The following is a 23,573-nucleotide window of genomic DNA, read 5'->3' on the forward strand; positions in this document are numbered from 1 at the left end:
AGTTTCTTCAACATACGCGACGCATCGAGAGGCGTCACTCCGCCCCGGCCAGCTGCCCCCGGCGACGACGCAGGTACGCCCTCTCGGCCGTGTTGCCGGCCAGGTCCAGAGCCCGGTCGTACGCGGCCCGGGCGTCCGCGCTGCGCCCCAGCCGGCGCAGCAGATCCGCCCGGGTGGCGTGGTACGGGTGGTAGCCCTCCAGCGGCAGCTCCGCGAGCTCGGCCAGCGCCACCTCCGGCCCGTCCAGCTCGGCGACGGCGATCGCCCGGTTGAGCCGCACGATCGGCGACGGGTCGAGGCGCACCAGCAGGTCGTAGAGGGCGAGCACCTGCGACCAGTCGGTGTCGCGCGCGTCGGGGGCGTCGGTGTGCACGGCGTTGATCGCGGCGAGGATCTGGTAGCGGCCGGGCGCCCGGCCGGAGGCGAGCCGCTCGCGGACCAGGGCGTGCCCCTCGGCGATCAGCGCCCGGTCCCAGGCGCCGCGGTCCTGCTCGTCGAGGGTGACCAGCTCGCCGTCCGCCGACACCCGGGCGGCGCGGCGGGCCTCGGTCAGCAGCATCAGCGCCAGCAGCCCGGCCACCTCGCCGTCCGCGGGCATCAGCTCCCGCAGCAGCCGGGTCAGCCGGATCGCCTCGGCGGTCAGGTCCGCGCGGATCGCCTCGGTGCCGGGCCCGGACGCCAGGTAGCCCTCGTTGAAGATCAGGTAGAGCACGGCGAGCACTCCCGTGACCCGGGCCGGCAGGTCCTCGCGGGACGGCACGCGGTACGGGATCCGGGCCGCCTTGATCTTCTCCTTGGCCCGGGTGATGCGGCGGCCCATCGCGGTTTCCTGCACCAGGAACGCCCGCGCGATCTCCGGCACGGTGAGCCCGCCGACCAGGCGCAGGGTCAGCGCGACCCGCGCCTCCGGGGCGAGCGCGGGGTGGCAGCAGGTGAAGATCAGCCGCAGCCGGTCGTCGTCGATGGCGCCGAGCGGCTCGGGGGTGTCCGCCAGCATCAACGCCTCCCGGTGCTTCTCGTCGCGTCTGACCTCGCGCCGCAGCCGGTCGATGCCCCGCCGCTGCGCGGTCGTGGTCAGCCAGGCGCCCGGGTTCGGCGGCACGCCGTCGACGGGCCAGCGCTCGACCGCGATCGCGAACGCCTCCGCGGCCATCTCCTCGGCGACGTCCAGGTCCCCGAACCGCCGGCCAAGGACGGCCACCAGCCGGGCCCATTCCCGGCGGTGGACCCGGACGATCGCCTCGGCGGCGTCGCTCATCCCTCGAGGAACGGCCGCAGTTCGACCCGGCGGTTGCACGCCTTCGACCCGCCGGCGGCCAGCCGCAATGCCACGTCGAGGTCGTCGGCCTCGACCACCCAGAACCCGGCGATGTACTCCTTCGACTCCAGGTAGGGCCCGTCGGTGAACACCGGCTCGGAGCCCCGGCCGTCCACCACGGTGGCCGTGCCGGGCGCCGCGAGCCCGCCCGCGAACACCCAGTGCCCGTCCGCCTGCATCTGCTTGTTGAAGGCCCGGATCGCCACCATCTCCTCGTCGGTGCCGGAGTTGGTGCGGTCGTCGAGCACGGACATCAGGTACTGCGCCATCGTTCGTCTCCCGTCGTGGTGCGCCGTCTCACCCTGCTACGAACGCGGGCGCCCCGATCGGACAGGCGCGGGGAACAACGACACCGAATCTAGCCGCGCAGCGCCTCGACCAGCTGGTCCTTCGTCATCCGGGAGCGCCCGGGAACCTTGCGGCGCTGCGCCTCGGCGTACAGCTCCTGCTTGGTGGCCTGGGGGCGGGGCTTGTCGGAGGAGCGCCGCCCCGCGGACGGCTTGCCCAGCTCGCGCCAGCTGCTCTCGCTCATCTCGACGCCGAACTTCGCCGCGACCCGCTGGATGCGCCGGAACGCCTCGTCGCGCTCGGAGTCGCTGACGTCACGCACCTGGTCGAATCGGGCGATCGCATTGCGCACGTGCCGCGCGTCGGTCAACGGCTCCTTGCGGACGCGCGGGAACGCGAACGCGCTGTCCGGCAGCTCGTTGCGGTCGTCGGCGTCCAGCTTCTTCGTGGCCATGCTCAGCCGGTACCCCGCAGCCCGCGCAGATACGCCTCGACGATGCCCGCACCGGCCGCGCCCGAGCCCGCGACCCGGTCGAACAGCAGCCCGTCCACCAGCGCGATGAAGCCGGGAGCGTGTTCCGCCGGGTCGGGCACCCCGGCGCGGGCGAGCGTCGCCTCGGCCGCGGCGAGGAACCCCGCCCGCGCCGGCGACGCGGTGGTGAGCAGCGGGTGCAGCTCCGGGTCGCCCGCCAGGTCGACCATCAGCGCGTAGCGGACGCGATGGTCGTCGGCCCGCTCGGCCAGCCGCTCGAACAGCTCGGCCGGGTCGCCCGCCGGCGCCAGGTCGGCCACCGTCCGGTTCGCCAGCCGCTGCACCATCAGCTCGACGAGCTGCCGCCGCGTGCGCGCGTAGTACGACGTCGACCCCGCGGGCAGCTCGAGCGCGCGGTCCACCGCCCGGTGCGTGAGCGCCCGCAGACCCTCGGCCGCCACGATGCCGATCGCCGCGTCCGCGATCGCCGCGCGGCGATCTGTGTTCGACCCCACCTTCACACCGTCACTCTACACACGTAGAGTCCTCTACATGCGTAGAGTAGCCGTCATCGGGGCCGGAATCGGCGGCCTCGCCACTGCCATCGGTCTCCAGCGGCACGGCTGGGACGTCACCGTCTTCGAGCGCGACCGCACCGCTTCGCCGGCCGGCGCGGGCCTGTCGCTGTTCGGCAACGCCTTCCGGGCGCTCGACTGCCTGGGGCTCGGCGAGGCCGTCCGCGCCATCGCCGGCCCGCGGCAGCACCTGAGGGCGGGCCAGCGCCGCAGCGACGGCCGGTGGCTCGCCGTCACCCCGCCCGGCGCGGTCCCCGACCTGCGCGTCGTGCACCGCGCCGACCTGCACCGGGTCCTGACCGGCGCCCTCGAACCCGCCACCATCACGTACGGGCACACCGTCGCCGAGCCGCCGGACGGCTACGACGTCGTGGTCGCCGCGGACGGCCTGCGCTCGCGCACCCGCGCGTCGTGGCCCGGCGACCCTGGCCTGCGCTACAGCGGCTGCACCAGCTGGCGCGGCGTCACCCGGCGCCCCGTCGATCTGCGCGGGGACGCCGGCGAGTCGGTCGGCCGAGGCGAGCGCGTCGGCCTCGCCCCGCTGCCCGACGGCCGCGTCTACTGGTTCGGGGTCGCCTCGCTGCCGCCGGGCACCCGGTTCCCCGACGAGTACGCCGAGGTCCGCCGCCGGTTCGACGGCTGGCACGCCCCGCTGGCCGAGGTCCTAGCCGCCACCGATCCCGCGGCGCTCGTCCGCACCGACATCCACGACCTGGCCCGCCCGCTCGCGACCTTCGTCCGGGGCACCACCGTGCTGCTCGGCGACGCGGCGCACGCGATGACCCCCGACCTCGGCCAGGGCGCCGCGATGGCCCTGGAGGACGCCGCCACGCTCACCCACCTGCTCACGACGCTGCCGGTCGAGCAGGCCCTGCGGGCGTACGACGTGACGCGCCGGCCGCGCACCCAGACGATCGCGCGCCGCGCCCGCGCGATGGGCCGCCTGCTGCAGAGCCGCAGCCCCCTGCGCGACCTGGCGCTGCGGCTGACCCCGGAGCGCGTGGTCGCCCGCGAGCTGCGCCGGCTCCAGGACTGGTCACCCAACGCCCACCTGCAGCCCGCGGCCGCCGGTCAGGCAGGATGACCAGGTGCCGCGGATCCGGGGAGAGAGCATCGGGCAGCACCACGAGATGGTGTGGGCCGACCTCGCCGAGGCGATGCGGCACCTGCTGCTCGAGCACGACTACGACGCCATCACCATGGGCCACATCGCGGCCCGGGCCGGGCTCGCGCGCAACACGCTCTACAACTACGCCCGCGACAAGAACGCGCTCGTGCTGGCGCTGATCCGGCGGGCGGGGCGGCCCGCGGTCGAGCGGGTGGCCGCGATCGCCGCCCGCTCCGCGGACCCGGCCGCGCGGCGTCTGCGGGAAATCGTCGCGACGGTGCTGGAGGCCTCGACCGATCAGGCCATGCAGCTGATGTTCCGGCCGGGCTCGGGGCTGCCGGTGACCGAGATGCCCAAGGGGCCGGGCGGCCCGTGGCACGAGATCGTGGTGGAGGTGCGCGGCGTCGTCCGCGACGGCATCGCGCGCGGGGAGTTCCGCGACGTCGGCGACGTGGCCCTCACGGTGGACCTGCTCTCGGGTGTCATGCGCTCGGGCACCGAGCGCCTCGGCCGGGGCCCCGCCGCCTTGGCGGCGACGGTCCGCGCCGCCGGCGACATCGTCCTGGCGGCGCTCGCCCGTCCTGATCAGGAATGAAGAAGCACGGCGGCCGTCGTCGCGCCTAGAGTTCCGCAAGGAGCCGATCCGCGACGACGAGGAGCCGAGGATGCACGACGCCGACCGCCACGACATGATCCGCGTGCACGGCGCGCGCGTGAACAACCTCAAGGACGTCAGCGTCGAGATCCCGAAACGGCGCCTCACGGTCTTCACCGGGGTGTCGGGCTCGGGCAAGAGCTCGCTCGTGTTCGGCACGATCGCCGCGGAGTCGCAGCGGCTCATCAACGAGACCTACAGCGCCTTTCTGCAGAACTTCATGCCGTCGATGGCGCGGCCCGACGTCGACGTGCTCGACGGGCTGACCACCGCCATCCTGGTCGACCAGGAGCGCATGGGCGGCGACGTGCGCTCCACGGTCGGCACGGCCACCGACGCCAACGCGATGCTGCGGATCCTGTTCAGCCGGCTCGGCAAGCCGTACATCGGCTCGCCGCAGGCCTTCTCCTTCAACATCGCCTCGGTCAGCGGCGCGGGCGCGGTCACCCTGCAGAAGGGCGGCCGCGAGGTCAAGGAGAAGCGGACGTTCAGCCTGCTGGGCGGCATGTGCCCGCGCTGCGAGGGCCGCGGCTCGGTCAACGACATCGACCTGACCCAGCTGTACGACGAGGAGAAGTCGCTCAACGAGGGTGCGATCACGATCCCCGGCTACAGCATGGAGGGCTGGTACGGGCGCATCTTCCGCGGCGTGGGCTACTTCGACCCGGACAAGCCGATCAAGAAGTTCACCAGGAAGGAGCTCGACGACCTGCTCTACCGCGAGGCCACCAAGGTCAAGATCGAGGGCATCAACCTCACGTACGCCGGCCTGGTCCCCTCGATCCAGAAGTCGTTCCTCTCCAAGGACATCGACGCGCTGCAGCCGCACATCCGCGCGTTCGTCGAGCGGGTCGCCATCTTCAAGACCTGCCCCGACTGCGACGGCACCCGGCTGAGCGAGGCCGCCCGCTCCTCGAAGATCAACGGCAAGAGCATCGCCGACTGCTGCGCGATGCAGATCAGCGACCTCGCCGACTGGGTGCGCAAGCTCGACGAACCCTCGGTGGCGCCGCTGCTCGACGCGCTGCGCGACACGCTCGACTCGTTCGTGCAGATCGGGCTCGGCTACCTCTCGCTCGACCGCCCGTCGGGCACGCTGTCGGGCGGCGAGGCGCAGCGGACGAAGATGATCCGCCACCTCGGCTCGGCGCTCACCGACGTCACGTACGTCTTCGACGAGCCCACGATCGGCCTGCACCCGCACGACATCCAGCGCATGAACGACCTGCTGCTGCAGCTGCGCGACAAGGGCAACACCGTGCTGGTCGTCGAGCACAAGCCCGAGGCGATCGCGATCGCCGACCACATCGTCGACCTGGGGCCGGGCGCGGGCAACGCGGGCGGCGAAGTCGTGTTCGAGGGCACCCTCGACGGGCTGCGCGCCAGCGACACGCTGACCGGCCGGCACCTGGAGTACCGCGCCTCGCTGAAGGCGAAGACCCGTACGCCCTCGGGGACCTTGGAGATCCGCGGCGCGGACAGCCACAACCTGCAGAACGTCGACGTCGACATCCCGCTCGGCGTGCTGGTGGTCGTCACCGGCGTGGCCGGCTCGGGCAAGAGCTCGCTGATCCACGGCTCGGTGGCGCCGCGCGACGGCGTGGTGGCGGTCGACCAGGGCGCGATCCGCGGGTCGCGGCGCAGCAGCCCCGCCACGTACACCGGTCTGCTGGAGCCGATCCGCAAGGCGTTCGCCAAGGCCAACGGCGTCAAGCCGGCGCTGTTCAGCGCGAACTCCGAGGGCGCCTGCCCCAACTGCAACGGCGCGGGCGTCATCTACACCGACCTGGGCGTGATGGCGAGCATGGCCACCACCTGCGAGGTGTGCGAGGGCCGGCGGTTCGACGCGTCCGTTCTGGAGTACAAGCTGGGCGGCAAGGACATCAGCGAGGTGCTCGAGATGCCGGTGGCCGAGGCCGCGGAGTTCTTCGGCGCCGGCGACGCGAAGGTGGCGGCCGCGCACACGATCCTGCTGCGCCTGGCCGACGTCGGGCTCGGCTACCTCAAGCTGGGCCAGCCGCTGACCACGCTCTCCGGCGGCGAGCGGCAGCGGCTCAAGCTGGCCACCCGGATGGCCGAGAAGGGCGGCGTCTACATCCTCGACGAGCCCACCACCGGCCTGCACCTGGCCGACGTGGAGAACCTGCTGGGCCTGCTCGACCGGCTCGTCGACTCGGGCAAGTCGGTGATCGTGATCGAGCACCACCAGGCGGTCATGGCGCACGCCGACTGGATCATCGACCTGGGCCCCGGCGCCGGCCACGACGGCGGCCGCATCGTCTTCGAGGGCACCCCCGCCGACCTGGTGGCCGCCCGCGCCACCCTCACCGGCGAGCACCTCGCGGAGTACGTAGGATCCTGATCCACGATGGAGAGCATCACCAAGAACCGGCAGTCGCTCGACACGCTCCGGGCGATGGTGTCGCGCGCCTACGGCCCCGACCGGGTCCCCCGCGGCGACGACTGGGTGCACGAGCTCGGGCACGGCTGGTTCAACGTGGCCTACCGCATCCGGCTGCGCGACGGCTACCAGGCGGTGCTCAAGATCGCTCCGCCGCCCGGGGTCGAGGTGATGGCGTACGAGCAGGGGGCCATGGCCAACGAGCTGGCGGCGCTGTCGCTGGTCCGGTCGCGCACGAATGTGCCGGTGCCCTCCGTGGACTTCGCCGACGCCGGCCGCTCGGTGTGCAACGCGGACTGGTTCGTCATGCCGTACGTGGACGCCGACAACTACGGGCTGATCCGGTCCACGCTGTCGGCGGCCGAGCAGGACCGGTACGACGTGGCGCTGGGCGCCGTGAACCGGGAGCTCAACGCGATCCCCGGTCCGGCGTTCGGCCCACTGACCGGCCCCGCCGCCGCGAGCTGGCGCGACTGCTTCCTCGGCATGGTCGACGCGGTGCTGCGCGACGGCTCCCGGCGCGGGGTCGGCCTCGACCACGCGGCCGTCACCTCGTTGCTCGACGAGCACGCGGACTGCCTCGACGCGGTGACCGAGCCGCGGTTCGTCGAATGGGACCTGTGGGCCAGCAACGTGCTGGTCCGCGACGGCCGGATCGTCTGCGTGATCGACCACGAGCGCGCCTTCTTCGGCGACCCGCTCATCGAGGCCGGCTTCGTCGCCACCGAGCTGCCCGCGTTCGGCGAGCCCCAGGCGTTCCTGCGCGGCTACGGCAAGACCCGTTTCACCGCGGAGGAACGCCTGCGGCGGCGCCTCTACTGCGTGTACCTGACGCTGGTCATGACCGTCGAGGCCGCGTACCGCGGCCAGGACGATCCCCGCCACCGGACGTGGACCCGGGCCCGCCTGACCGAGGCGCTGGCACTGTTCGACTGATACCCGTATGCGACCGGGCCGGCCCGCTTCACGGCGGCCGGCGCCATAGCGGGTGCACGGTGCCGATTGCTGTCGCTCACTCGCGCCGAACCTGCAACGTTTCCCCACCGGCCAGCCGTAGAGACAGGTCCTGCGCTTGCGGGAACGTCGGGGACTCCAGTCGCAGTCCGGTACGGGTGATCGCCGCGATCGCCTTCTCGGCCAAGCCCCTGAGGTCGGCTTCCGGCCGGGCGGCACGGACGAGGGAAAGCCAGACATGCGATCCGTCACCTCCGGAAACAAGCACCGGGCCGGCCGGCGGCTCACAGCCGATGGCAGCATCGACGAGCGCACGGACCGCCTGCTGCCGAATTTCACCGGCGTTCCTCGCATCAACGGCACGCGCTGCATGCCGTCTCGCATGTGCTTGATGTCCGGCAACGCCGTCTCGAACCGCTGCCGCGCCTCGGCCAGGGCGAGTCCGACCGCCTCCTCCATACCGAGGTCCTTCAAGGCGAATTGTTCGAGCTGCTCGGCAGCCAGCAGTTGGTGCAGGGCGACGACCAACGTGCGTGCGTCGATCTGCCGCGAGCTGAACCAACCAACACGGATGTCGTTGTCGTGCATGCGGGTCACCGTCACGGCGACTGTGGCGCGCCACCACTGCGACTCGGACACCGCGATCGCATACGGGTTGTCGGCCGGCGACCAGTCGTCGGATGTGCCCGTGCTCATGGCACCATCCTGGCGCACGCGTCCACATCGTCGATCGACGTGGCGTTGACGGGCCTGAGTTCGGCGCGGGTCGTTGCCGCAGCATGAGGTCCGACCGGCGCGACCCGCTGGGAAAGACCGGTCGGGGCCGCCGGCCAGAAACGCTGGTCGGCGGCCCGTTGCGGGTGCTGTCAGCAGCCGTTGCGCTGCGAGCTCACGGCCACGTCGTCGTACCAGAGGGTGTCGGCCCCCTCGCCGTAGCTCTCCCAGCCCAGCCGCAGGTCGGTGAGCGCGGGCCGCCACGTGCGGTTGAGCCACTGCCCGTCGACGTCGTGGGTGGGCACGCCGTCGTTGCGCAGGCCCGGGACCGAGGTGCCGTTGAGCCACGTCTCGATCGTGCCGTCGCGGCCGTCGACCTTGAACTCGACGCAGTTCCACGTGTTCACGGGCAGCGGGGCGGACTGGGCCACGCCGGCCGGGCTCTGCTCGGGCAGGGTCGCGTCGTCGGAGGCCCGGTTGAACTGCAGCGCGCCGTTCTGCCCGCCGAAGCGCAGGTCACGGTTGCCGTCCGCGGAGTCGCGCATCGCCACGGTCGTCACGTGCGAGGCCGGCAGCGCCGTGGTGTGCCGGACCCAGTAGCGCACGTGCCAGACGGGCCCGGCCGGGAGCGGCGTGCCGGCGAAGACGTGGTTGCAGTAGCCCGCGGCCCCGTTGATGCGCAGCGACGTCGAGCCGGAGTGGGCCACCGTACGGTCGATGGCCGCCGTGCCGGCGCCGGAGCAGTCCGGCGTGGAGACCGCCCAGGCTCCCCCGGGCGTCGCGCCCGTCTGCGTCTCGAAGCCGTCACAGATCGCCGCGGATGCGCAGCCCTGCTGCGGCGGCGGCGATGTGGTCACCGTCGGCGTCGGGGTGGGCGTGGTGGGCGCAGGGGTGGTCGGCGTCGGCGTGGGCGAGGTCGGCGTCCCCGAGCCGCTGCAGGAGACCCCGTTGAAGCTGAACTCGCTCGGCGTCGCGTTGGCGCCCGAGAAGGTGCCCTGGAACCCGAACCGCGCCGAGGCGCCCGTGGCCAGCGACCCGTTCCAGCCCACGCTCGCCGCCGACACAGCCTTGCCGCTCTGCGTGACCGTCGCGTTCCACGCGTTGGTGACGCGCTGGTCGCCCGCGAAGGTCCACGACAGCGTCCACGAGGTGACCGGCGCCCCGCCGTTGGTCACCTGCACCTCGGCGGTGAACCCGGTCGACCACTGGTTGGTTGTCCACTGCACGCTGCACGCTGCCGCCGCCGAGGCAGCAGGAGCCTGCATGACCGTCATCCCGGCCGCGACCAGCACCGCCGCAACCACTACGGGTATCCATCCACGCCGCACCGCTGCCTCCTACAGTCATGGGAGCGCTCCCAAACATTGATGACTGTAGTTGCATTCGTGCGGCCGGGAAAGGTCAGGAGTGGTTACATTCGCCGATCGGGATGATCAGGTCGGCACTGTCGCGCTCCAGCGGATCGAAGGCGTCGAAGCTGACCGCGACCCAGTCGCCCTTCCGGGGCCGACGGGTCCACTCCATCGTGAAGACGTCGTAGTAGTCGACGGCCACGTCGACACCGTCCTCGCCTTCGGGAATGGGCGGACTCCAATATTTGATCGAGGTGAGATACCGGCCCTGATCCTCCCCCGGGAAGGACACCGGATTCTTCTGCGGGTCCTCCTGCCGCGGGACGCGGAACCACCGATCGAGCACGATGTCCTCGGGCGTGGCGGGGTCGAGCGAGGGAATGCCCTCGTCACAGTCGACCTTGCTCAGGTCGACGGGCACGGCGCCCGGGACGAACGGCTCCTGACCCACCCGCATCCTGGCGTACCAGCGCTCACCGTCGCGGTCGGGTGGCGGCGACACGGCCTGGATCCGCCGGAACAGCGCTGGGGCCGGGTTGTTGCCGGGGCCGGCCAGCGGCATGGCGTACGGGTATTTCAGTGGAGCGCCGAACCCGAAGCGCAGACAGTGGACGCACGCGTCGAACAGCTGGAAGGCTACATCGCTGGTGGCCTGATTCATCTTCTAACCCCATTGGCGACAGACGTGCCCAGAGTGATGATTGATCCCTGACGATAGGATTTGAAGGGTGGCCACACAAGGCGTGACCCGACAACCATCGGTTAACGGGCCGTCACAGATCGTGAGCGGATTGGCCGCGACCTGGCGTTCCTACCTGCCCGAACACGTGTCCCGTCTTCTCCTGACAGCCGAGAGTGTCAGCAATCCGCCAGTCACCCAGCGTGCCGAGGCGGTGGTGCTCTACGCCGACGTGGTCGGCTTCACCGCCCTGGCCGAAAGCTTCGCCGGAGCCGGAAGCTACGGCACCGAACAACTGACCCGCATCATCAATCGGTGGTTCGCCGTCACGGCCGATGCCGTCGCCGCGTCCGGTGGCAGTGTGGTCGACTTCGCCGGTGATGCGCTGGTCGGCATGTTCGACTACACGCCCGCGACCGCAACCGCGGTGGCCCGCCGGGCCATCCGTTGCGCCGAGCTCATTCGCGAGGCCACCACCGAGGTCGTCCCGATTCCCACGCCGGGCGGCTCCCGATCCTTGACGATCCGCGTCGGACTCGCCGCCGGCCCCCTGCTGCTCATGCTGCTCGGCGACCCGGAGACCCGCTTGCAGCACCTGATCGCCGGCCCGGCGCTCGACCGCGCGATCGACGCGCTGCACCGGGCGGACCGCGGTGAGATCGTGGTGGACCCGGCCTTGCGCGAGACCGCGGGCTCACCCGCGGCTGTCGACTCCCCTTACGCGCCGCCCGCGCCGCAAACCGCCGAGCTCGAACGGCTGATCGAGCCGTTCCTGCATCCCGCCATCCGCACCAGGCTGCGCTTCGGGCGGCACGAGCTGGTCAACGAGCACCGCAAGGTGACGACCGCGTTCGTGCAGCTACCGGACCTCTCGATCGACGACCCGGCCACCGCCGAGGCGCTGCAGCGCTATCTCGCCGCGGGCGTGAAGATCATCGACAGGTACGGCGGCCACCTGCGTCATCTCATGGCCGACGACAAGGGGACCGTGCTGGTGGCCGTCTTCGGCACACCGCTCAGCCATGAGAACGACGAGGAGCGGGCTCTGCGCTGCTGTCTCGAGCTGCTGGCGCTGCCGGGCGGCGCCGGCCGTGGCGGGCTCACGACCGGTCCGGTGTTCTGCGGTGAGGTCGGGTCGGACGTGCGCCGGGAGTACGCGGTGGTCGGCGACGCCGTCATCCTCGCCTCGCGTCTCATGCAGGCAGCCCCGGCCGGAAGTCTGCTGATCGACCGGCTCACCTTCGAGCGCGTTCGCGACCTGGTCGAGGCCGGCGATCCCCTCGAGGTCACCGCCAAGGGCAAGGCCACGCCGGTCGCGGCCTGGGCCGTCCGCTCGTTGCACGAGGCCGCGTCGGCGAGCCAACTCCCCACCCCCGCGCGGGGCTCGCTCGTCGGCCGCACCGCCGAGATGGCCTGGCTTGGTGAGCTCGTCAACGAGGCGCGTTCGGGGCGCGGCCGAGTCGTCTGGCTGCACGGGGAGGCCGGCATCGGCAAATCCCGCCTGGCCGCCGAGACGTGCCGGGCGGCCGGCGCGCTGGGCTTCTCCGGGCACGGCGGCAGCTGCCGCTCGCACGGCACCAGTTCCAGCTATCTGGTGTGGCGCCCGATCTGGCGCGAGCTGCTCGACATCGACCCGGCCGCGCCGCTCGACGAACAACGGACAGCCCTGACCCGGCGCGTCGCCCGCTACGACGGCACCGGGCAGCGGGCTCCGCTGGTGGCGGCCGTGATGGGTCTGCCGATGCCCGACACCGAGCTCACCGCCCAGCTCGACCCCGCCGGCCGCGACGAACTGCTCCGTGCCCTCCTGCTGTCCTTCCTCCGTGAGCGCACCACATCCGGACCGCTCATGCTGCTGCTGGAGGACTGCCATTGGATCGACCCGGCCTCGCTCAGCCTGCTCGACCTCCTCATCGAGCGCCTGGCGGAGCTGCCGGTGCTGCTGCTGGCCACCTCGCGGGAACCGGCGCCCGGCAAGCTGGCCGTGGCCGACCACGTGGTCGAGGTGGGCCTGGGCCAGATGTCGAGCGAGGACTCGCAACGGCTCGCCATGCTGCGCCTGCGCGACCGCTACGGCCCGCAGGCGAGCATCGCACCCGAGCTGGTCGAGCAGATCGACGAGCAGGCCGGCGGCAACGCCTTCTACATCGAAGAACTGGTCGCCTACCTGCACGGCCGGGGCGTCGATCCGGCCGGATCGGAACTTGCCGCACTGCACCTGCCCGACAGCCTGCAGCGGCTGGTCATGGCCCGCATCGATCAGCTCACCGACGACGAGAAGGCGGCCATCAAGGTGGCCAGCGTGATCGGCCGCCGTTTCCAGCCGCCGCCGATCGCCTCGGTCTATCCACCGGCCGGCACCACCGCTCAAGTCGCGGCGCACCTGCGCCACCTGCACAAGCTCGAGCTGACCCCGCAGGTCGAGCCGGAACCGGAGCCTGAGTACGAGTTCAAGCACCCGATCACGCAGGAGGCGGCGTACCAGAGCATCACGTACGACACCCGGGCCGCGCTGCACGAACGGGCCGCCCTGTTCATCGAGGAGCACTTCCCGGATCGGCTGGCGCAGTACGTCGACGTGCTGGCCCACCACTACGCCCACACCCCGCGCACCGACAAGCAGCGCGTCTGGTTCCGGGCGGCCGGCGACCGCGCGAAGGCCGTTTACGCCAACGAGGCGGCGACCTTCTACTACGGGCGGCTGCTGCCGTTGCTGCCGGATGCCGACCAGGCCGCGCTGCACATCGAGATCGGCACCGTGCACCACCACGTCGGACAGTGGGCCGAAGCCGAGCGGCACTACCGGATGGCCCTGCGCGCCGCCGAGGCCACCGGTCGCCGCGACATCGTCGCCGCCGCCCAGCGGCAGCTCGGCGACCTGCTGATGTACACGAGCACGCCGGCCGAGGCGGTGAGCTGGCTGCAGCGTGCCCTGGCCGGGTTCGAAAGCCTCCGTGACGCCGCCGGGGTCTCCCGAACGATGGACCGCATGACGTTCGCGCTCTTCCGCCAGGGCGCGTACGCCGACGCCCTCGCGATGGCCGGCCGGCACCTCGCCATGGCCACCGAGGCCGGCGACCTGTCCGCGATGAGCGGCGCGCTCAACCACATGGGCATCTGCTATCTCAGCACCGGCCGTGCGGAGGAGGCGCTCGACTACCTGAGCCGCGCGTTCCGCACGGCGGAGCAAGCCGGTGATCGCAACTGGATGTTGCACGGCGCCAACAACCTGGGACTGGCCCTGCACCGCCACGCCGATCTCGTCCAGGCGATCGACTCCTATCGGCGCGCCCTGGACGTGGCGCGCGACATCGGCGCGCGGCAGACCGCGAGCGTCACCGTGGGCAACATGGGCGAGATCTACCGCGAGGTGGGCGACTTCCTCCGAGCTCGGACGTGCGCGATGTACTCCTTGCGGATCGCCGTCGAGCTGCGCGACTGGACGACCGTGGTCGACCAGCTGACCGGACTCAGCGTGATCGCCGCCGCCGAGAGCCGTCCGGACGACGCGGCACGGCTGCTGGAACGGGCCATCCCGCTGGCTCGCGAGCTCGACTCGCCCTACTACCTGTGCGAGTCGCTGCACCGACTGGCCCGGCTGCACCTCAGCGGCGGCCGCCCGGCCGTCGCGGAGCGGCTCAACTCCGAGGCGCGCGAGGTCGCCGAGCAGCACGACGAGCGTGACCCGCAGGTGAGCACGTACATCTTCGCGATCCGCCAGCAGGTCGACCGTGGCGACCTGGAGCCGGCGAGCGCGGCGGCGGCGCTGCGCGAGGCCGCCGAGCGCTGGTCCGAGCCGCACGAGATCGCGGCTCTGATGGACGCCGCTTGGCTGGCCGACCCGGAGGACGAAGACGCCCGCCGGACTGCGGCGGGCATCTACGAGCAGCTCTACGCGCGGGCGCCCAGCCTCGAATACCGCCGCGCCTACCTGCGGCTCACCGGCGTACGGCTGCCGCCCGGCCCGCCGCTGCCCGCCCTGCCGCAGTGGATCGTCGCGGAGACCGGCCCCGACCTCGAGACGCTGCTGCAGCGCATCGACCGCACGCCCCGGCACGAGCCCGAGGACTAATTCAGCTCGTCGTCGCCGGCCAGTTGCCGCAGGGCGGTGACGGTGGGCGCGAAGGCGTACACGGCGCCGGTCGTGGTGAGGAAGCCGCCGTACGCCGGCTTGGGGATGTCTCGGACGACGTCGGCGGGCAGGCGCTTGGCCGCGGCGGTCGAGCTGTCGCCCAGGACGGGGTCGAGCCCGTCGACCCGTTCCGGCGTCCCGGCGGCGACCCGGCCGTACTTGACCAGATCGGTCTGCGGAAAGCTCGGCGAGTTGGACCAGTTCCGCAGGATGAACTCGAACTGGTCCTCGATGCTGGCCATGTACGCGTTGAACAGCATCCCCCGCTTCTTGCTGTCGGGCGCGGCGCGCTTGAACTCGGGGCCGTACGGGATGCCCCGGCGCAACAGTTTGCGGCCGCGGTCGCGGAAGACCATGTCGTCGCGGGGGTTCACCTTGCGGATGTGCGCATAGCGCGGCGTGACGTCGCCGTCGGGGTCGCTCTTGTAGTCGAAGTCGTTGTCTTTGTAGTCGCCGCCCGTGGCCAGCGGCGTGCCGTCCAGGCGGCGCCCGAGCGCCCGCGCGGCCACGTCGTCGGCAGTCTCGCCCTTCTTCTTGTCGGCGAGTGACTCCATGTGTTCCCACCACCGCTTGGCGTCCTGCTCGATGCGGCGGAACACCTGGAAGGAGCCGCCGTGCATCCATCGCGCCGCGACCGGCCGGGGCGCCCACGACGGGGGTCGCCGCTCGCCCGGATAACCCAGGAGGAACTCGCCGGCGGCGATGACCGGGGAGCCGCTGCCGGAGCCGGTCTCCTCGGTTTCGGGGAAGCCGCGCACGGTCGGCTGGGAGATGCCGTCGGTGAAGCCGAAGTGCTCGGAGCGGCGGTTGTCGCTGTCGCGGTGGGACTCGCCGATCTCGACGCGGAGCACCCGCAGACCCCACGCTTCGCTCTTTGCACGGGCCACGGCGTCCCGGATCGTCCGGTAGTCGCCGGCAGCGATGGTCAGCAGGGCATCCACCGGCACATCGAGCCCGCCGACCACCCAGTTCTGCGGGTCGCCGGTGCCGACATCGCCGAGCAGTGCGGGCGCGGTGGTGACGTTGCCCGACGCGTCGAGCCGGGGACCCAGCGGCCCGCTCCAGAAGGCGTCGTGACCGGCCAGGACGCCCGCGGTCTCCGGATGCAGCAGATAGAGCCCGGTCGCGGTGAGACCGACATTCAGCAGCGTCCGGCCCGGGGGCAGGCGGTTCTCGCCTCGGGGCGGCACGGCGTCGTTGCGCGTGACCCGGTCCGCGATCCGGCCGAGCCACTCGCGCGCCCTCGCGCGGTCGTGCCGGAACGACAACGCCACGAAGGCCTGATGCTTGCCGCCGAAGGGGCGGAGGATGTTGCCCTGGATCTCCTGTGGATCGAGCGACAAGGTCATGACTCGGGAACCCCCTCGGTCGGATCGAGCGCGACCGATGCTAGTCAGCTGAACCCCCGACCGGTCAGGACTGTCGCGTTCTGGACGGCGGGGGCCGGGCGGATGGTGCCGTCGACGAAGATGGCCCACCACAGGCAGAAGATGGCCACGGCCCACACCTTGCGGGAGTGGTCGGCCGCGCCGGCGCGGTGCTCGGTGAGCAGCCGCTGGGCGTAGTCGACGTCGATGAGGTGGCGGGGGCCAGAGCCGGCGATCAGGCCGCCCACCCAGTCGCCGATGCCGCCTTTGAGCCACAGCCGGGTGGGGGTGGGGAAGCCGAGCTTGCGCCGCGAACGGACGGACTCGGGCACGATGCCGCGCATCGCCTCGCGCAGGGCGTGCTTGGTGGAGCGGCCGTGCGCGGGCAGCTTCAGCTCGGTGGGCAGGCCCGCCGCGGCGGCGTAGACGGCGGGGTCGAGGAAAGGCACGCGCAGCTCGAGCGAGTGGGCCATCGACATGCGGTCGGCCTTGGCGAGGATGTCGCCGGGCAGCCAGGTGTGCAGGTCCACGTACTGCATGGACGCCACGTCGTCGACGTCGGCGGTCTCGGCGTACAGCCGGGAGGTGATCGCCGTGTGCGGGTCGGCGGTGAACCGCAGCAGCTCGGCCTTCTCGGCGGGGGTGAAGATGCGCGCGTTGCCGTAGTAGCGCTCCTCGATCGGGGTGGTGCCGCGCTCGAGGAAGCTGCGGCCACGCACGCCCTCGGGGATGGTGTGGGCAAGGCCGCGCAGGCCGCGCTTGACGCCGGCGGGCAGGCGGTCGACGCGGGCCAGCGACCGGGGCTCGCGGTAGATGGTGTAGCCGCCGAACAGCTCGTCGGAGCCCTCGCCGGACAGCGCCACGGTGACGTAGCGCGACGCTGTCTGCGCCAGGAAGTAGAGCGGGATCAGCGACGGGTCGGCGACCGGGTCGTCGAGCAGCTGGACGATGCGGGGCAGTTCGCGGATCACGTCGTCCTCGGTCACCACGGTCGGTGTGATCCGGACGCCGAGCTGCGCGGCGGTGTCCTGCGCGATCTCGATCTCGGAGTAGCCCTCGTGCGCGAAGCCGGCGGTGAACACGTGCAGGTCGGGCTTGACCTCGCGGGCCAGCGCGACGATCGCCGACGAGTCGACGCCGCTGGACAGGAACGCGCCGACCGGCACCTCTGCCTGCAGGTGGTGGCGGACGCTGTCGCGCAGAGCGTCGCGGATGGCCTCGTGCGCGGCGGCCGGCTGCACATGCAACGGGCGCAGGGAGGGGCGGAACCAGCGCTCCTGGCGCAGGCCGCCGCCGGGGGTCCAGGTGAGGCGGTGCCCGGGCGGCAGGCGGCGCACCTGGCGGTGCAGGGTGAGCGGGTCGGGCACGTACTGGAAGGTGAAGTAGTGCGCGAGCGCGTCGGTGTCCAGCGCCGCGGCCGGGTCGCCGCCGAACGGCAGCAGCGCCTTGCGCTCGCTGGCCAGGAACAGCCCGTCGACGGTCTCGAGCAGGTAGAGCGGCTTGATGCCGAACGGGTCGCGCGCGGCGTGCAGGGTGCCGGTCCAGTGGTCGTACGCCACGAAGGCGAACATGCCGCGCAGCCGGGGCAGCGCCGCCGGGCCCCAGAAGTGGAACGCCGCGGCGAGCACCTCGCTGTCGCCCTCGGTGGCGAACGTGGCGCCGTGCTCGCGGATCAGCTCGGCGCGCAGGGCCCGGTAGTTGTAGATCTCGCCGTTGAACACCACGGTCCAGCGGTCGCGGTAGTGCACAGGCTGCGCGGCCTCGGAGCGGTCGATGATGGCGAGCCGTTTGAACCCGAACGCGGCCCCGTCGGCGTACACCAGGCGGGTGTCGTCGGGCCCGCGGTGGTGCATCGTCTCGAGCGCGGCGGCGAACGCCTCCTGGGTCGCCGGGTCGGGCGCGCCGGCGGCCGGGCGGCTGCTGACGAAGACGTTCAAACCGCACATGGGTCCTCCTGAGAAGTCCGGGGAGGGCAGCGTGCGGGAGGACCTGTGAAGAACTTGTGGCCCCACGGCAATCGGGGGAGGATCTTCACCGGAATCGCACATTCCTTGGTCGGGGTGGCGCCGAGCGGCCAGAATCGCGGCGTGACCGCACGTATCCTCGTGGCCGACGACGACCCGAAGCACGCCCAGCTCATCCGGCTCTACCTGGAGCGCGAGGGCCACCAGGTCATCACGGTGGGTGACGGCCGGGCGGCGCTGGACGTCGCCCGCGCGCGCCGGCCCGACCTGCTGGTGCTCGACGTGATGATGCCGCTGGTCGACGGGCTGGACGTGTGCCGGATCCTGCGGGCCGAGAGCGACGTCGCGATCCTCATGGTCACCGCCCGCTCGTCGGAGAACGACATGCTGCTGGGCCTCGACATCGGCGCCGACGACTACCTGGCCAAGCCGGTGAGCCCGCGCGAGCTGATGGCCCGGGTGCGGGCGCTGCTGCGGCGGGCCGGCTCGGCCGACGGGCCTTCCTCGATCGTGCGCGTGGGGTCGGTCGAAGTCGACGCCGGCCGCTTCGAGGTCCGCGTACGCGGGGAGGCCGTGACGCTGACCGCCAAGGAGTTCGCGATCCTCGAGCTGCTGGCCCGCGAGCCGGGCCGGGTGTTCACCCGCGCGCAGATCATCGACAAGACCTTCGGCTTCGAGCACGAGGTCTCGGCCCGGACGGTCGACGCGCACATCGTGAACCTGCGCCGCAAGATCGAGGAGAACCCGGTCGAGCCGCGCTACGTGCAGACCGTGTACGGGCGCGGTTACCGGATGGCCGAGCAGTGAGCTTCCGCGTACGGATCTTCGCGCTCGTGATGCTGGTGGCGGTGACCGCGATCGGCGCGACCGCGTGGCTCACGCTGCAGCTCACCCAGCGCGAGGTGACCGACGCGCTCGAGGCGCAGACCCGGCACCGCGCCGAGATCGTCGACGAGCTCAGCCGGTACGGGCTCCGGCACGGCAACTGGCCCGGCGTGAACCGCCTGGTGACCGAGCTGTCGGACCGCACCGGCTTGCACATCCGGGTGCAGACCACCGACGGCGAGGTGCTGGTCGACTCCGACATCGAGGCCGGCCGGTCGTCCGGCCCGGTGCAGGCCATCGCGTACGACGTCGACCCGTTCCCCGCCCGGCAGGTCGCCGCGGACCCGGCCGCGATGTTGCCGGCCGGGCTCTTCGGCAAGGTCCGCACGCCCCGGGACGTCTTCGGCCCGGCCCCCACCGACCGCCTGCACGGCAGCCCGGAGCTGCTCGCGCTGCGGCAGGCCACTCAGTTCCGCACCGGCCTGGTGCTGGTGCGCTGCCTGAACGAGACGCTCGGCGACGAGCCGGCCCTCGCCTCGGACCGGGCGCCGTACGTCACGCCCGAGCAGCTGACCCGGTCGCCGGACTGCACGCGCAAGGCCCTGACCAAGGTGCTCGGCGACACGTACTGGTTCGACAGCTACTGGGACTACCTCACCCGCTGCCCGGACAAGGTCGGCGGGGTGCCGGCCCGTCCGCGCGTCACCGGTGAGGACGTGACCGAGATGCGCGCCTACTGCCTGGACGGCGCCTACCACGAGACGGTGGTCACCAGCACGGCCGTCCCGCTCGAGGTCTTCCTGGGCGGACGGGGCTCGGTGGACATCGCCGACTTCGGACGGCCCGGCATCGCGGGCGCGGCGGGTCTCGTGGTGGTGGCGCTGGTCGGCACGTTCCTGATCGCGCGACAGGTCAGCCGCCCGGTGCGACGGCTCACCGGCGCGTCCCAGATGCTCGCCGCGGGCCGGCACGACGCGCGGGTGCGCATCAAAGGCCGCGGCGAGCTGGCCCGGCTGGCCGCGTCGTTCAACACGATGGCCGAGGCGGTGCAGCAGAGCGAGGAACGTCAGCGCCGGCTGGTCGCGGACGTGGCGCACGAGATGCGCACCCCGCTGTCGAATCTGCGCGGCTATCTGGAGGGCCTCTCCGACGGGGTGATCGAGCCGAGCCGCGAGCTGTTCGTGTCGCTGCACGAGGAGACCATGCTGCAGGGCCGCATCCTCGACGACCTGCAGGTGCTGGCGCTGGCCGAGGCGGGCGACCTGAGCTACACCAGGACGCCCACCGACCTGGCGGAGCTGGCGTCGGCGAGCGTGACCGCGCACCGGGCGGTGGCCGCCGAGGCGGGCATCGCGCTGACCGTGGACGCCTCCGCCCCGGTGTGGCTGGAGGCCGACCAGGACCGGATCCGGCAGGTGCTGGGCAACCTGCTGACCAACGCGATCCGCTACACCGACTCCGGTGGCCAGGTGCTCGTGCGGGTGCGGGCCGAGGGCGGCGAGGCCGTGCTCACCGTGCAGGACACCGGGGTGGGCATCACGCCGGGCGACCTGCCGCACGTGTTCGACCGGTTCTGGCGCGCCGACCCGGCCCGGCAGCGCGCCACCGGCGGCACCGGGCTCGGGCTGACGATCGCCCACCGGATCGTCACCGACCACGGCGGGCGCATCGAGGTCGCCAGCCGGCCCCACCTCGGGACGACCTTCACCGTACGGCTGCCCGGCGCTTTCGACTGATGCTGCAAAAGTTATGTTGGTCGATCTAAAAGTCTGGACAGGACCGACGCGAAGTTCCTAACGTGAGCCGCAATACGGGTTTGTTTCCGGCTGATGTCCGCTCCCCCACGGACGGCCGGAGCCGGGCCCGGAGCCACAGCAATCCCCGGCTGCGGCGCGGCGACACGCGCCCCCGCCTGGCACCCCACGTCAGGAAGGGACCCCGTGAACCACCAGACCCTCAGACATCGATGTACGGCGATCTCCGCGGCGGCCCTGCTGACGGTGGCCGGCCTGGCCTCCCCCGCCGCCGCGGTTATCGATCCGGCCGACTTCCAGCAGGTGACGCTCGCCAAGGGCGTCGCCGAGACGGGCGAGCCGATGAGCCTCGCGGTGCTGCCCGACCGCTCGGTGCTGCACACCGCCCGCAACGGCACGCTGCGGCGCACCGACGCCGCCGGCGCCACGACGGTGGTGGCGACGATCCCCGTCTACACCCACGACGAGGAGGGCCTGCAGGGCGTGGCCGTCGACCCGGGCTTCGCCACCAACCGGCACATCTACCTGTTCTACGCCCCGCCGCTGAGCACCCCGGCCGGCGACGCCCCGGCCACCGGCACGGCGGCCACGTGGGCCACCTGGGCGGGCGTCAACCGGCTGTCGCGGTTCACACTCAACGCCGACTACACGGTCAACACCGCCAGCCGGGTCGACGTGCTGGACGTGCCGACCGACCGCGGCATGTGCTGCCACGTCGGCGGCGACATGGACTTCGACGCGGCCGGCAACCTCTACCTGTCGACCGGCGACGACTCCAACCCGTTCGACTCGGCGGGCTACTCCCCCATCGACGAGCGCACCGAGCGCAACCCGGTCTACGACGCGCAGCGCACCGCGGCCAACACCAACGACCTGCGCGGCAAGATCCTGCGCATCAAGGTCAACGCCAACGGGACGTACGCGATCCCGGCGGGCAACCTGTTCCCGCCCGGCACCGCGAACACCCGGCCCGAGATCTACGCGATGGGCTTCCGCAACCCGTTCCGGATCAGCGTCGACAAGGCCACCGGCGCGGTCCACGTGGGCGACTACGGCCCGGACGCGGGCACCACGTCGGCCACGCGCGGCCCGTCCGGGCAGGTCGAGTTCGACCGGGTCACCGCGCCCGGCAACTTCGGCTGGCCGTACTGCACGGGCACGAACACGACCGCGGAGACCTACAACGAGTGGGACTTCGCCACCGGGGCGAGCGGCGCGAAGTACAACTGCGCCGGCGGGCCGGCCAACAACTCGTTCCGCAACACCGGGCTGCGCACGCTGCCGCCGGCCCAGCCCGCCTGGATCCGGTACGCCGGTGACGCGGGCACGCCACCGGAGTTCGGCGGCGGCTCGGAGTCGCCGATGGCCGGCCCGGTCTACCGCTACAGCCCGAGCAACCCGTCCGCCACGAAGTTCCCGCAGAGCTTCGACGGGCAGTTCTTCGCCGCCGAGTTCGGCCGCGGCTGGATCAAGCCGATCGTCGTCGGCGCCGACGGCACGCGAGGCGCGATCGACACGTTCCCGTGGAACGGCAAGCAGGTGATGGACTCCGCGTTCGGGCCGGACGGGGCGCTCTACGTCCTCGACTACGGCACCGGCTACTTCAACGGCGACGCCAACTCGGCGCTCTACCGCTACGACTACGTGGCCGGCGGCAACCGCGCGCCCACCGCCGCGGCGGCGGCGAACCCGACCTCCGGCGCCGCGCCGCTGACCGTGGCGTTCTCGTCGGCGGGCAGCAGCGATCCCGAGGGCGGAGCGCTGACGTACTCGTGGGCGTTCGGCGACGGCACCACCTCGACCGCCGCGAACCCGAGCAAGACGTACGCCACCAACGGCACGTACACGGCGACGCTGACCGTCCGGGACCCGCAGGGCGCGACCGGCACGGCGAGCGTGACCGTCACCGTCGGCAACACCGCCCCGAAGGTGACCATCACCGCGCCCGCGGCCGGGCAGCTCGTGTCGTTCGGCGACAGCGTGCCGTGGAGCGTCACGGTCACCGACCCGGAGGACGGCACGGTCGACTGCTCGAAGGTGACCATGGCGTACGTCCTGGGTCACGATCAGCACGCGCACCAGATCACCTCGCAGACCGGCTGCTCCGGCACGATCACGATCCCCACCGACGGCGAGCACGACGACGCGGCGAACATCTTCCCGATCTTCGACGCGGCGTACACCGACAGGGGCGGCCTGACCACCCACGCCCAGCACATCCTGCAGCCGCGCAAGCGGCAGGCCGAGCACTACAAGACCTCGTCCGGCGTCAGCCGCTTCACCAAGACCTCGGCCGAGGGCGGGCAGACCGTCGGCGACATCACCAACGGCGACTGGATCCAGTTCGACCCCTACCGGCTGGACGACGCGACCTCGTTCACCGCGCGGGTGTCGTCGGCGGGCACCGGCGGCACGTTGCAGCTGCGCACCGGCTCGCCGACCGGCACGGTGATCGGCTCGGCCACGGTGGCGCCGACCGGCTCGTGGGACACGTTCGTCAACGTCACCGGCACGGTCAGCGGGGCGCCCGCGGCCACCACGTCGCTGTACCTGACCTTCGCGGGGACGGGCACCGGCGCGCTCTTCGACGTGGACAGCTTCACCTTCGCCACCTCCGCCCTGCTCTCGCTGAACCGCCCCGCGACGGCGTCGAGCGTCGAGTCGGCCACCTATCCGGCCTCTGCCGCGGTGGACGGATCGACGACAACCCGGTGGTCCAGCGCGTTCAGCGACCCACAGTGGATCCAGGTGGACCTGGGCGCCACCAAGACGGTCTCCCGCGTGCGGCTGCTGTGGGAGGCGGCCTACGGCTCGGCGTACCAGATCCAGACGTCGGCCGACGCCACCACGTGGACGACGGTCCGCTCGATCACCGGCGGCAACGGCGGGGAGGACGACAACACGGGACTGAACGCGCAGGCCCGCTACGTGCGCATCAACGGCACCGCCCGGGCCACCGCCTGGGGCTACTCGCTCTTCGGCTTCGAGGTGTACGGCACCTGATCCTTCCTCGCG

General features: G+C 72.0%; 17 protein-coding genes. 9 read left to right on the forward strand and 8 right to left on the reverse strand.

All coding sequences use genetic code 11. From position 1 onward, the window contains the following. Window positions 1-34: 34 nt before the first annotated feature. From ACSNN8_RS34790 to ACSNN8_RS34805, 4 genes are all read right to left on the reverse strand, one after another. Window positions 35-1,258, reverse strand: a complete 1,224-nt coding sequence (locus tag ACSNN8_RS34790; RefSeq protein WP_436654416.1) for an RNA polymerase sigma factor — start codon at window positions 1,256-1,258, stop codon at window positions 35-37. Next, window positions 1,255-1,587, reverse strand: coding sequence for a YciI family protein (locus ACSNN8_RS34795; protein WP_436654417.1), 333 nt, complete (start codon window positions 1,585-1,587; stop codon window positions 1,255-1,257). The genes ACSNN8_RS34790 and ACSNN8_RS34795 overlap by 4 nt, the downstream gene beginning before the upstream one ends. Before the next feature lie 89 nt (window positions 1,588-1,676). Next, the gene (locus ACSNN8_RS34800) at window positions 1,677-2,060 is read right to left on the reverse strand and encodes a DUF6582 domain-containing protein (RefSeq protein ID WP_436654418.1); all 384 of its coding nucleotides are present in this window, start codon (window positions 2,058-2,060) and stop codon (window positions 1,677-1,679) included. 2 nt (window positions 2,061-2,062) lie between these two features. Then, window positions 2,063-2,599, reverse strand: coding sequence for a TetR/AcrR family transcriptional regulator (locus ACSNN8_RS34805; RefSeq protein WP_436654419.1), 537 nt, complete (start codon window positions 2,597-2,599; stop codon window positions 2,063-2,065). Between the two features lie 31 nt (window positions 2,600-2,630). On the opposite strand from ACSNN8_RS34805, the gene ACSNN8_RS34810 reads away from it, so the two are divergent. The 5 genes from ACSNN8_RS34810 to ACSNN8_RS34830 all read left to right on the forward strand — a co-directional run bounded on the left by ACSNN8_RS34810 (window position 2,631) and on the right by ACSNN8_RS34830 (window position 8,554). Beyond that, window positions 2,631-3,737 (forward strand): FAD-dependent oxidoreductase, encoded by a 1,107-nt coding sequence (locus ACSNN8_RS34810; RefSeq protein ID WP_436654420.1) that lies wholly within the window; start codon window positions 2,631-2,633, stop codon window positions 3,735-3,737. A gap of 4 nt (window positions 3,738-3,741) precedes the next feature. Next, the gene (locus tag ACSNN8_RS34815; protein WP_436654421.1) at window positions 3,742-4,356 is read left to right on the forward strand and encodes a TetR/AcrR family transcriptional regulator; all 615 of its coding nucleotides are present in this window, start codon (window positions 3,742-3,744) and stop codon (window positions 4,354-4,356) included. A gap of 70 nt (window positions 4,357-4,426) precedes the next feature. Further along, a complete protein-coding gene (locus ACSNN8_RS34820) occupies window positions 4,427-6,778 on the forward strand; it encodes an ATP-binding cassette domain-containing protein (RefSeq protein WP_436654422.1) in 2,352 nt (783 codons plus the stop codon). Window positions 6,779-6,784: 6 nt separating this feature from the next. Further along, window positions 6,785-7,753 carry a phosphotransferase family protein gene (locus tag ACSNN8_RS34825; RefSeq protein ID WP_436654423.1) on the forward strand — a complete coding sequence of 323 codons (969 nt, stop codon included), beginning with the start codon at window positions 6,785-6,787 and terminating at the stop codon, window positions 7,751-7,753. Window positions 7,754-8,155: 402 nt separating this feature from the next. Beyond that, the gene (locus tag ACSNN8_RS34830) at window positions 8,156-8,554 is read left to right on the forward strand and encodes a hypothetical protein (protein ID WP_436654424.1); all 399 of its coding nucleotides are present in this window, start codon (window positions 8,156-8,158) and stop codon (window positions 8,552-8,554) included. An 83-nt stretch (window positions 8,555-8,637) separates the two neighbouring features. Here ACSNN8_RS34830 and ACSNN8_RS34835 read toward each other — a convergent pair whose 3' ends face one another. Beyond that, window positions 8,638-9,789 (reverse strand): cellulose-binding domain-containing protein, encoded by a 1,152-nt coding sequence (locus ACSNN8_RS34835; RefSeq protein WP_436654425.1) that lies wholly within the window; start codon window positions 9,787-9,789, stop codon window positions 8,638-8,640. Between the two features lie 97 nt (window positions 9,790-9,886). Next, window positions 9,887-10,498 (reverse strand): hypothetical protein, encoded by a 612-nt coding sequence (locus ACSNN8_RS34840; protein ID WP_436654426.1) that lies wholly within the window; start codon window positions 10,496-10,498, stop codon window positions 9,887-9,889. 121 nt (window positions 10,499-10,619) lie between these two features. Here ACSNN8_RS34840 and ACSNN8_RS34845 point away from each other — a divergent pair, with 121 nt between their 5' ends. Then, window positions 10,620-14,588, forward strand: a complete 3,969-nt coding sequence (locus tag ACSNN8_RS34845; protein ID WP_436654427.1) for a tetratricopeptide repeat protein — start codon at window positions 10,620-10,622, stop codon at window positions 14,586-14,588. Here the strand turns inward: ACSNN8_RS34845 and ACSNN8_RS34850 are convergent. Both ACSNN8_RS34850 and asnB read right to left on the reverse strand, forming a co-directional pair. Next, entirely contained in the window at window positions 14,585-15,997 is a 1,413-nt protein-coding gene (locus ACSNN8_RS34850; RefSeq protein ID WP_436654428.1) for a Dyp-type peroxidase, read from the reverse strand. The two genes, ACSNN8_RS34845 and ACSNN8_RS34850, sit on opposite strands and share 4 nt — an antisense overlap. Before the next feature lie 44 nt (window positions 15,998-16,041). Further along, on the reverse strand, window positions 16,042-17,961 hold the full coding sequence (asnB, locus tag ACSNN8_RS34855) for an asparagine synthase (glutamine-hydrolyzing) (RefSeq protein ID WP_436654429.1): 1,920 nt from the start codon (window positions 17,959-17,961) through the stop codon (window positions 16,042-16,044). 141 nt (window positions 17,962-18,102) lie between these two features. Here asnB and ACSNN8_RS34860 point away from each other — a divergent pair, with 141 nt between their 5' ends. The 3 genes from ACSNN8_RS34860 to ACSNN8_RS34870 all read left to right on the forward strand — a co-directional run bounded on the left by ACSNN8_RS34860 (window position 18,103) and on the right by ACSNN8_RS34870 (window position 23,561). Continuing rightward, a complete protein-coding gene (locus tag ACSNN8_RS34860) occupies window positions 18,103-18,786 on the forward strand; it encodes a response regulator transcription factor (protein ID WP_436654430.1) in 684 nt (227 codons plus the stop codon). Then, window positions 18,783-20,540 carry a sensor histidine kinase gene (locus tag ACSNN8_RS34865; protein ID WP_436654431.1) on the forward strand — a complete coding sequence of 586 codons (1,758 nt, stop codon included), beginning with the start codon at window positions 18,783-18,785 and terminating at the stop codon, window positions 20,538-20,540. The genes ACSNN8_RS34860 and ACSNN8_RS34865 overlap by 4 nt, the downstream gene beginning before the upstream one ends. Before the next feature lie 204 nt (window positions 20,541-20,744). Further along, entirely contained in the window at window positions 20,745-23,561 is a 2,817-nt protein-coding gene (locus ACSNN8_RS34870) for a PQQ-dependent sugar dehydrogenase (protein ID WP_436654432.1), read from the forward strand. The last annotated feature ends 12 nt before the right edge of the window (window positions 23,562-23,573 follow it).

Source organism: Actinoplanes sp. URMC 104 (assembly GCF_051386375.1).
In the GTDB taxonomy this organism is placed as follows: domain Bacteria; phylum Actinomycetota; class Actinomycetes; order Mycobacteriales; family Micromonosporaceae; genus Actinoplanes.

Excerpts from the sequence above, each read along its gene's own strand:
- ACSNN8_RS34790 (WP_436654416.1), bottom strand. The coding sequence starts at position 1,258 with ATGAGCGACGCCGCCGAGGCGATCGTCCGGGTCCACCGCCGGGAATGG.
- ACSNN8_RS34795 (WP_436654417.1), bottom strand. The coding sequence starts at position 1,587 with ATGGCGCAGTACCTGATGTCCGTGCTCGACGACCGCACCAACTCCGGC.
- ACSNN8_RS34800 (WP_436654418.1), bottom strand. The coding sequence starts at position 2,060 with ATGGCCACGAAGAAGCTGGACGCCGACGACCGCAACGAGCTGCCGGAC.
- ACSNN8_RS34810 (WP_436654420.1), top strand. The coding sequence starts at position 2,631 with ATGCGTAGAGTAGCCGTCATCGGGGCCGGAATCGGCGGCCTCGCCACT.
- ACSNN8_RS34820 (WP_436654422.1), top strand. The coding sequence starts at position 4,427 with ATGCACGACGCCGACCGCCACGACATGATCCGCGTGCACGGCGCGCGC.
- ACSNN8_RS34825 (WP_436654423.1), top strand. The coding sequence starts at position 6,785 with ATGGAGAGCATCACCAAGAACCGGCAGTCGCTCGACACGCTCCGGGCG.
- ACSNN8_RS34840 (WP_436654426.1), bottom strand. The coding sequence starts at position 10,498 with ATGAATCAGGCCACCAGCGATGTAGCCTTCCAGCTGTTCGACGCGTGC.
- ACSNN8_RS34850 (WP_436654428.1), bottom strand. The coding sequence starts at position 15,997 with ATGACCTTGTCGCTCGATCCACAGGAGATCCAGGGCAACATCCTCCGC.
- asnB (WP_436654429.1), bottom strand. The coding sequence starts at position 17,961 with ATGTGCGGTTTGAACGTCTTCGTCAGCAGCCGCCCGGCCGCCGGCGCG.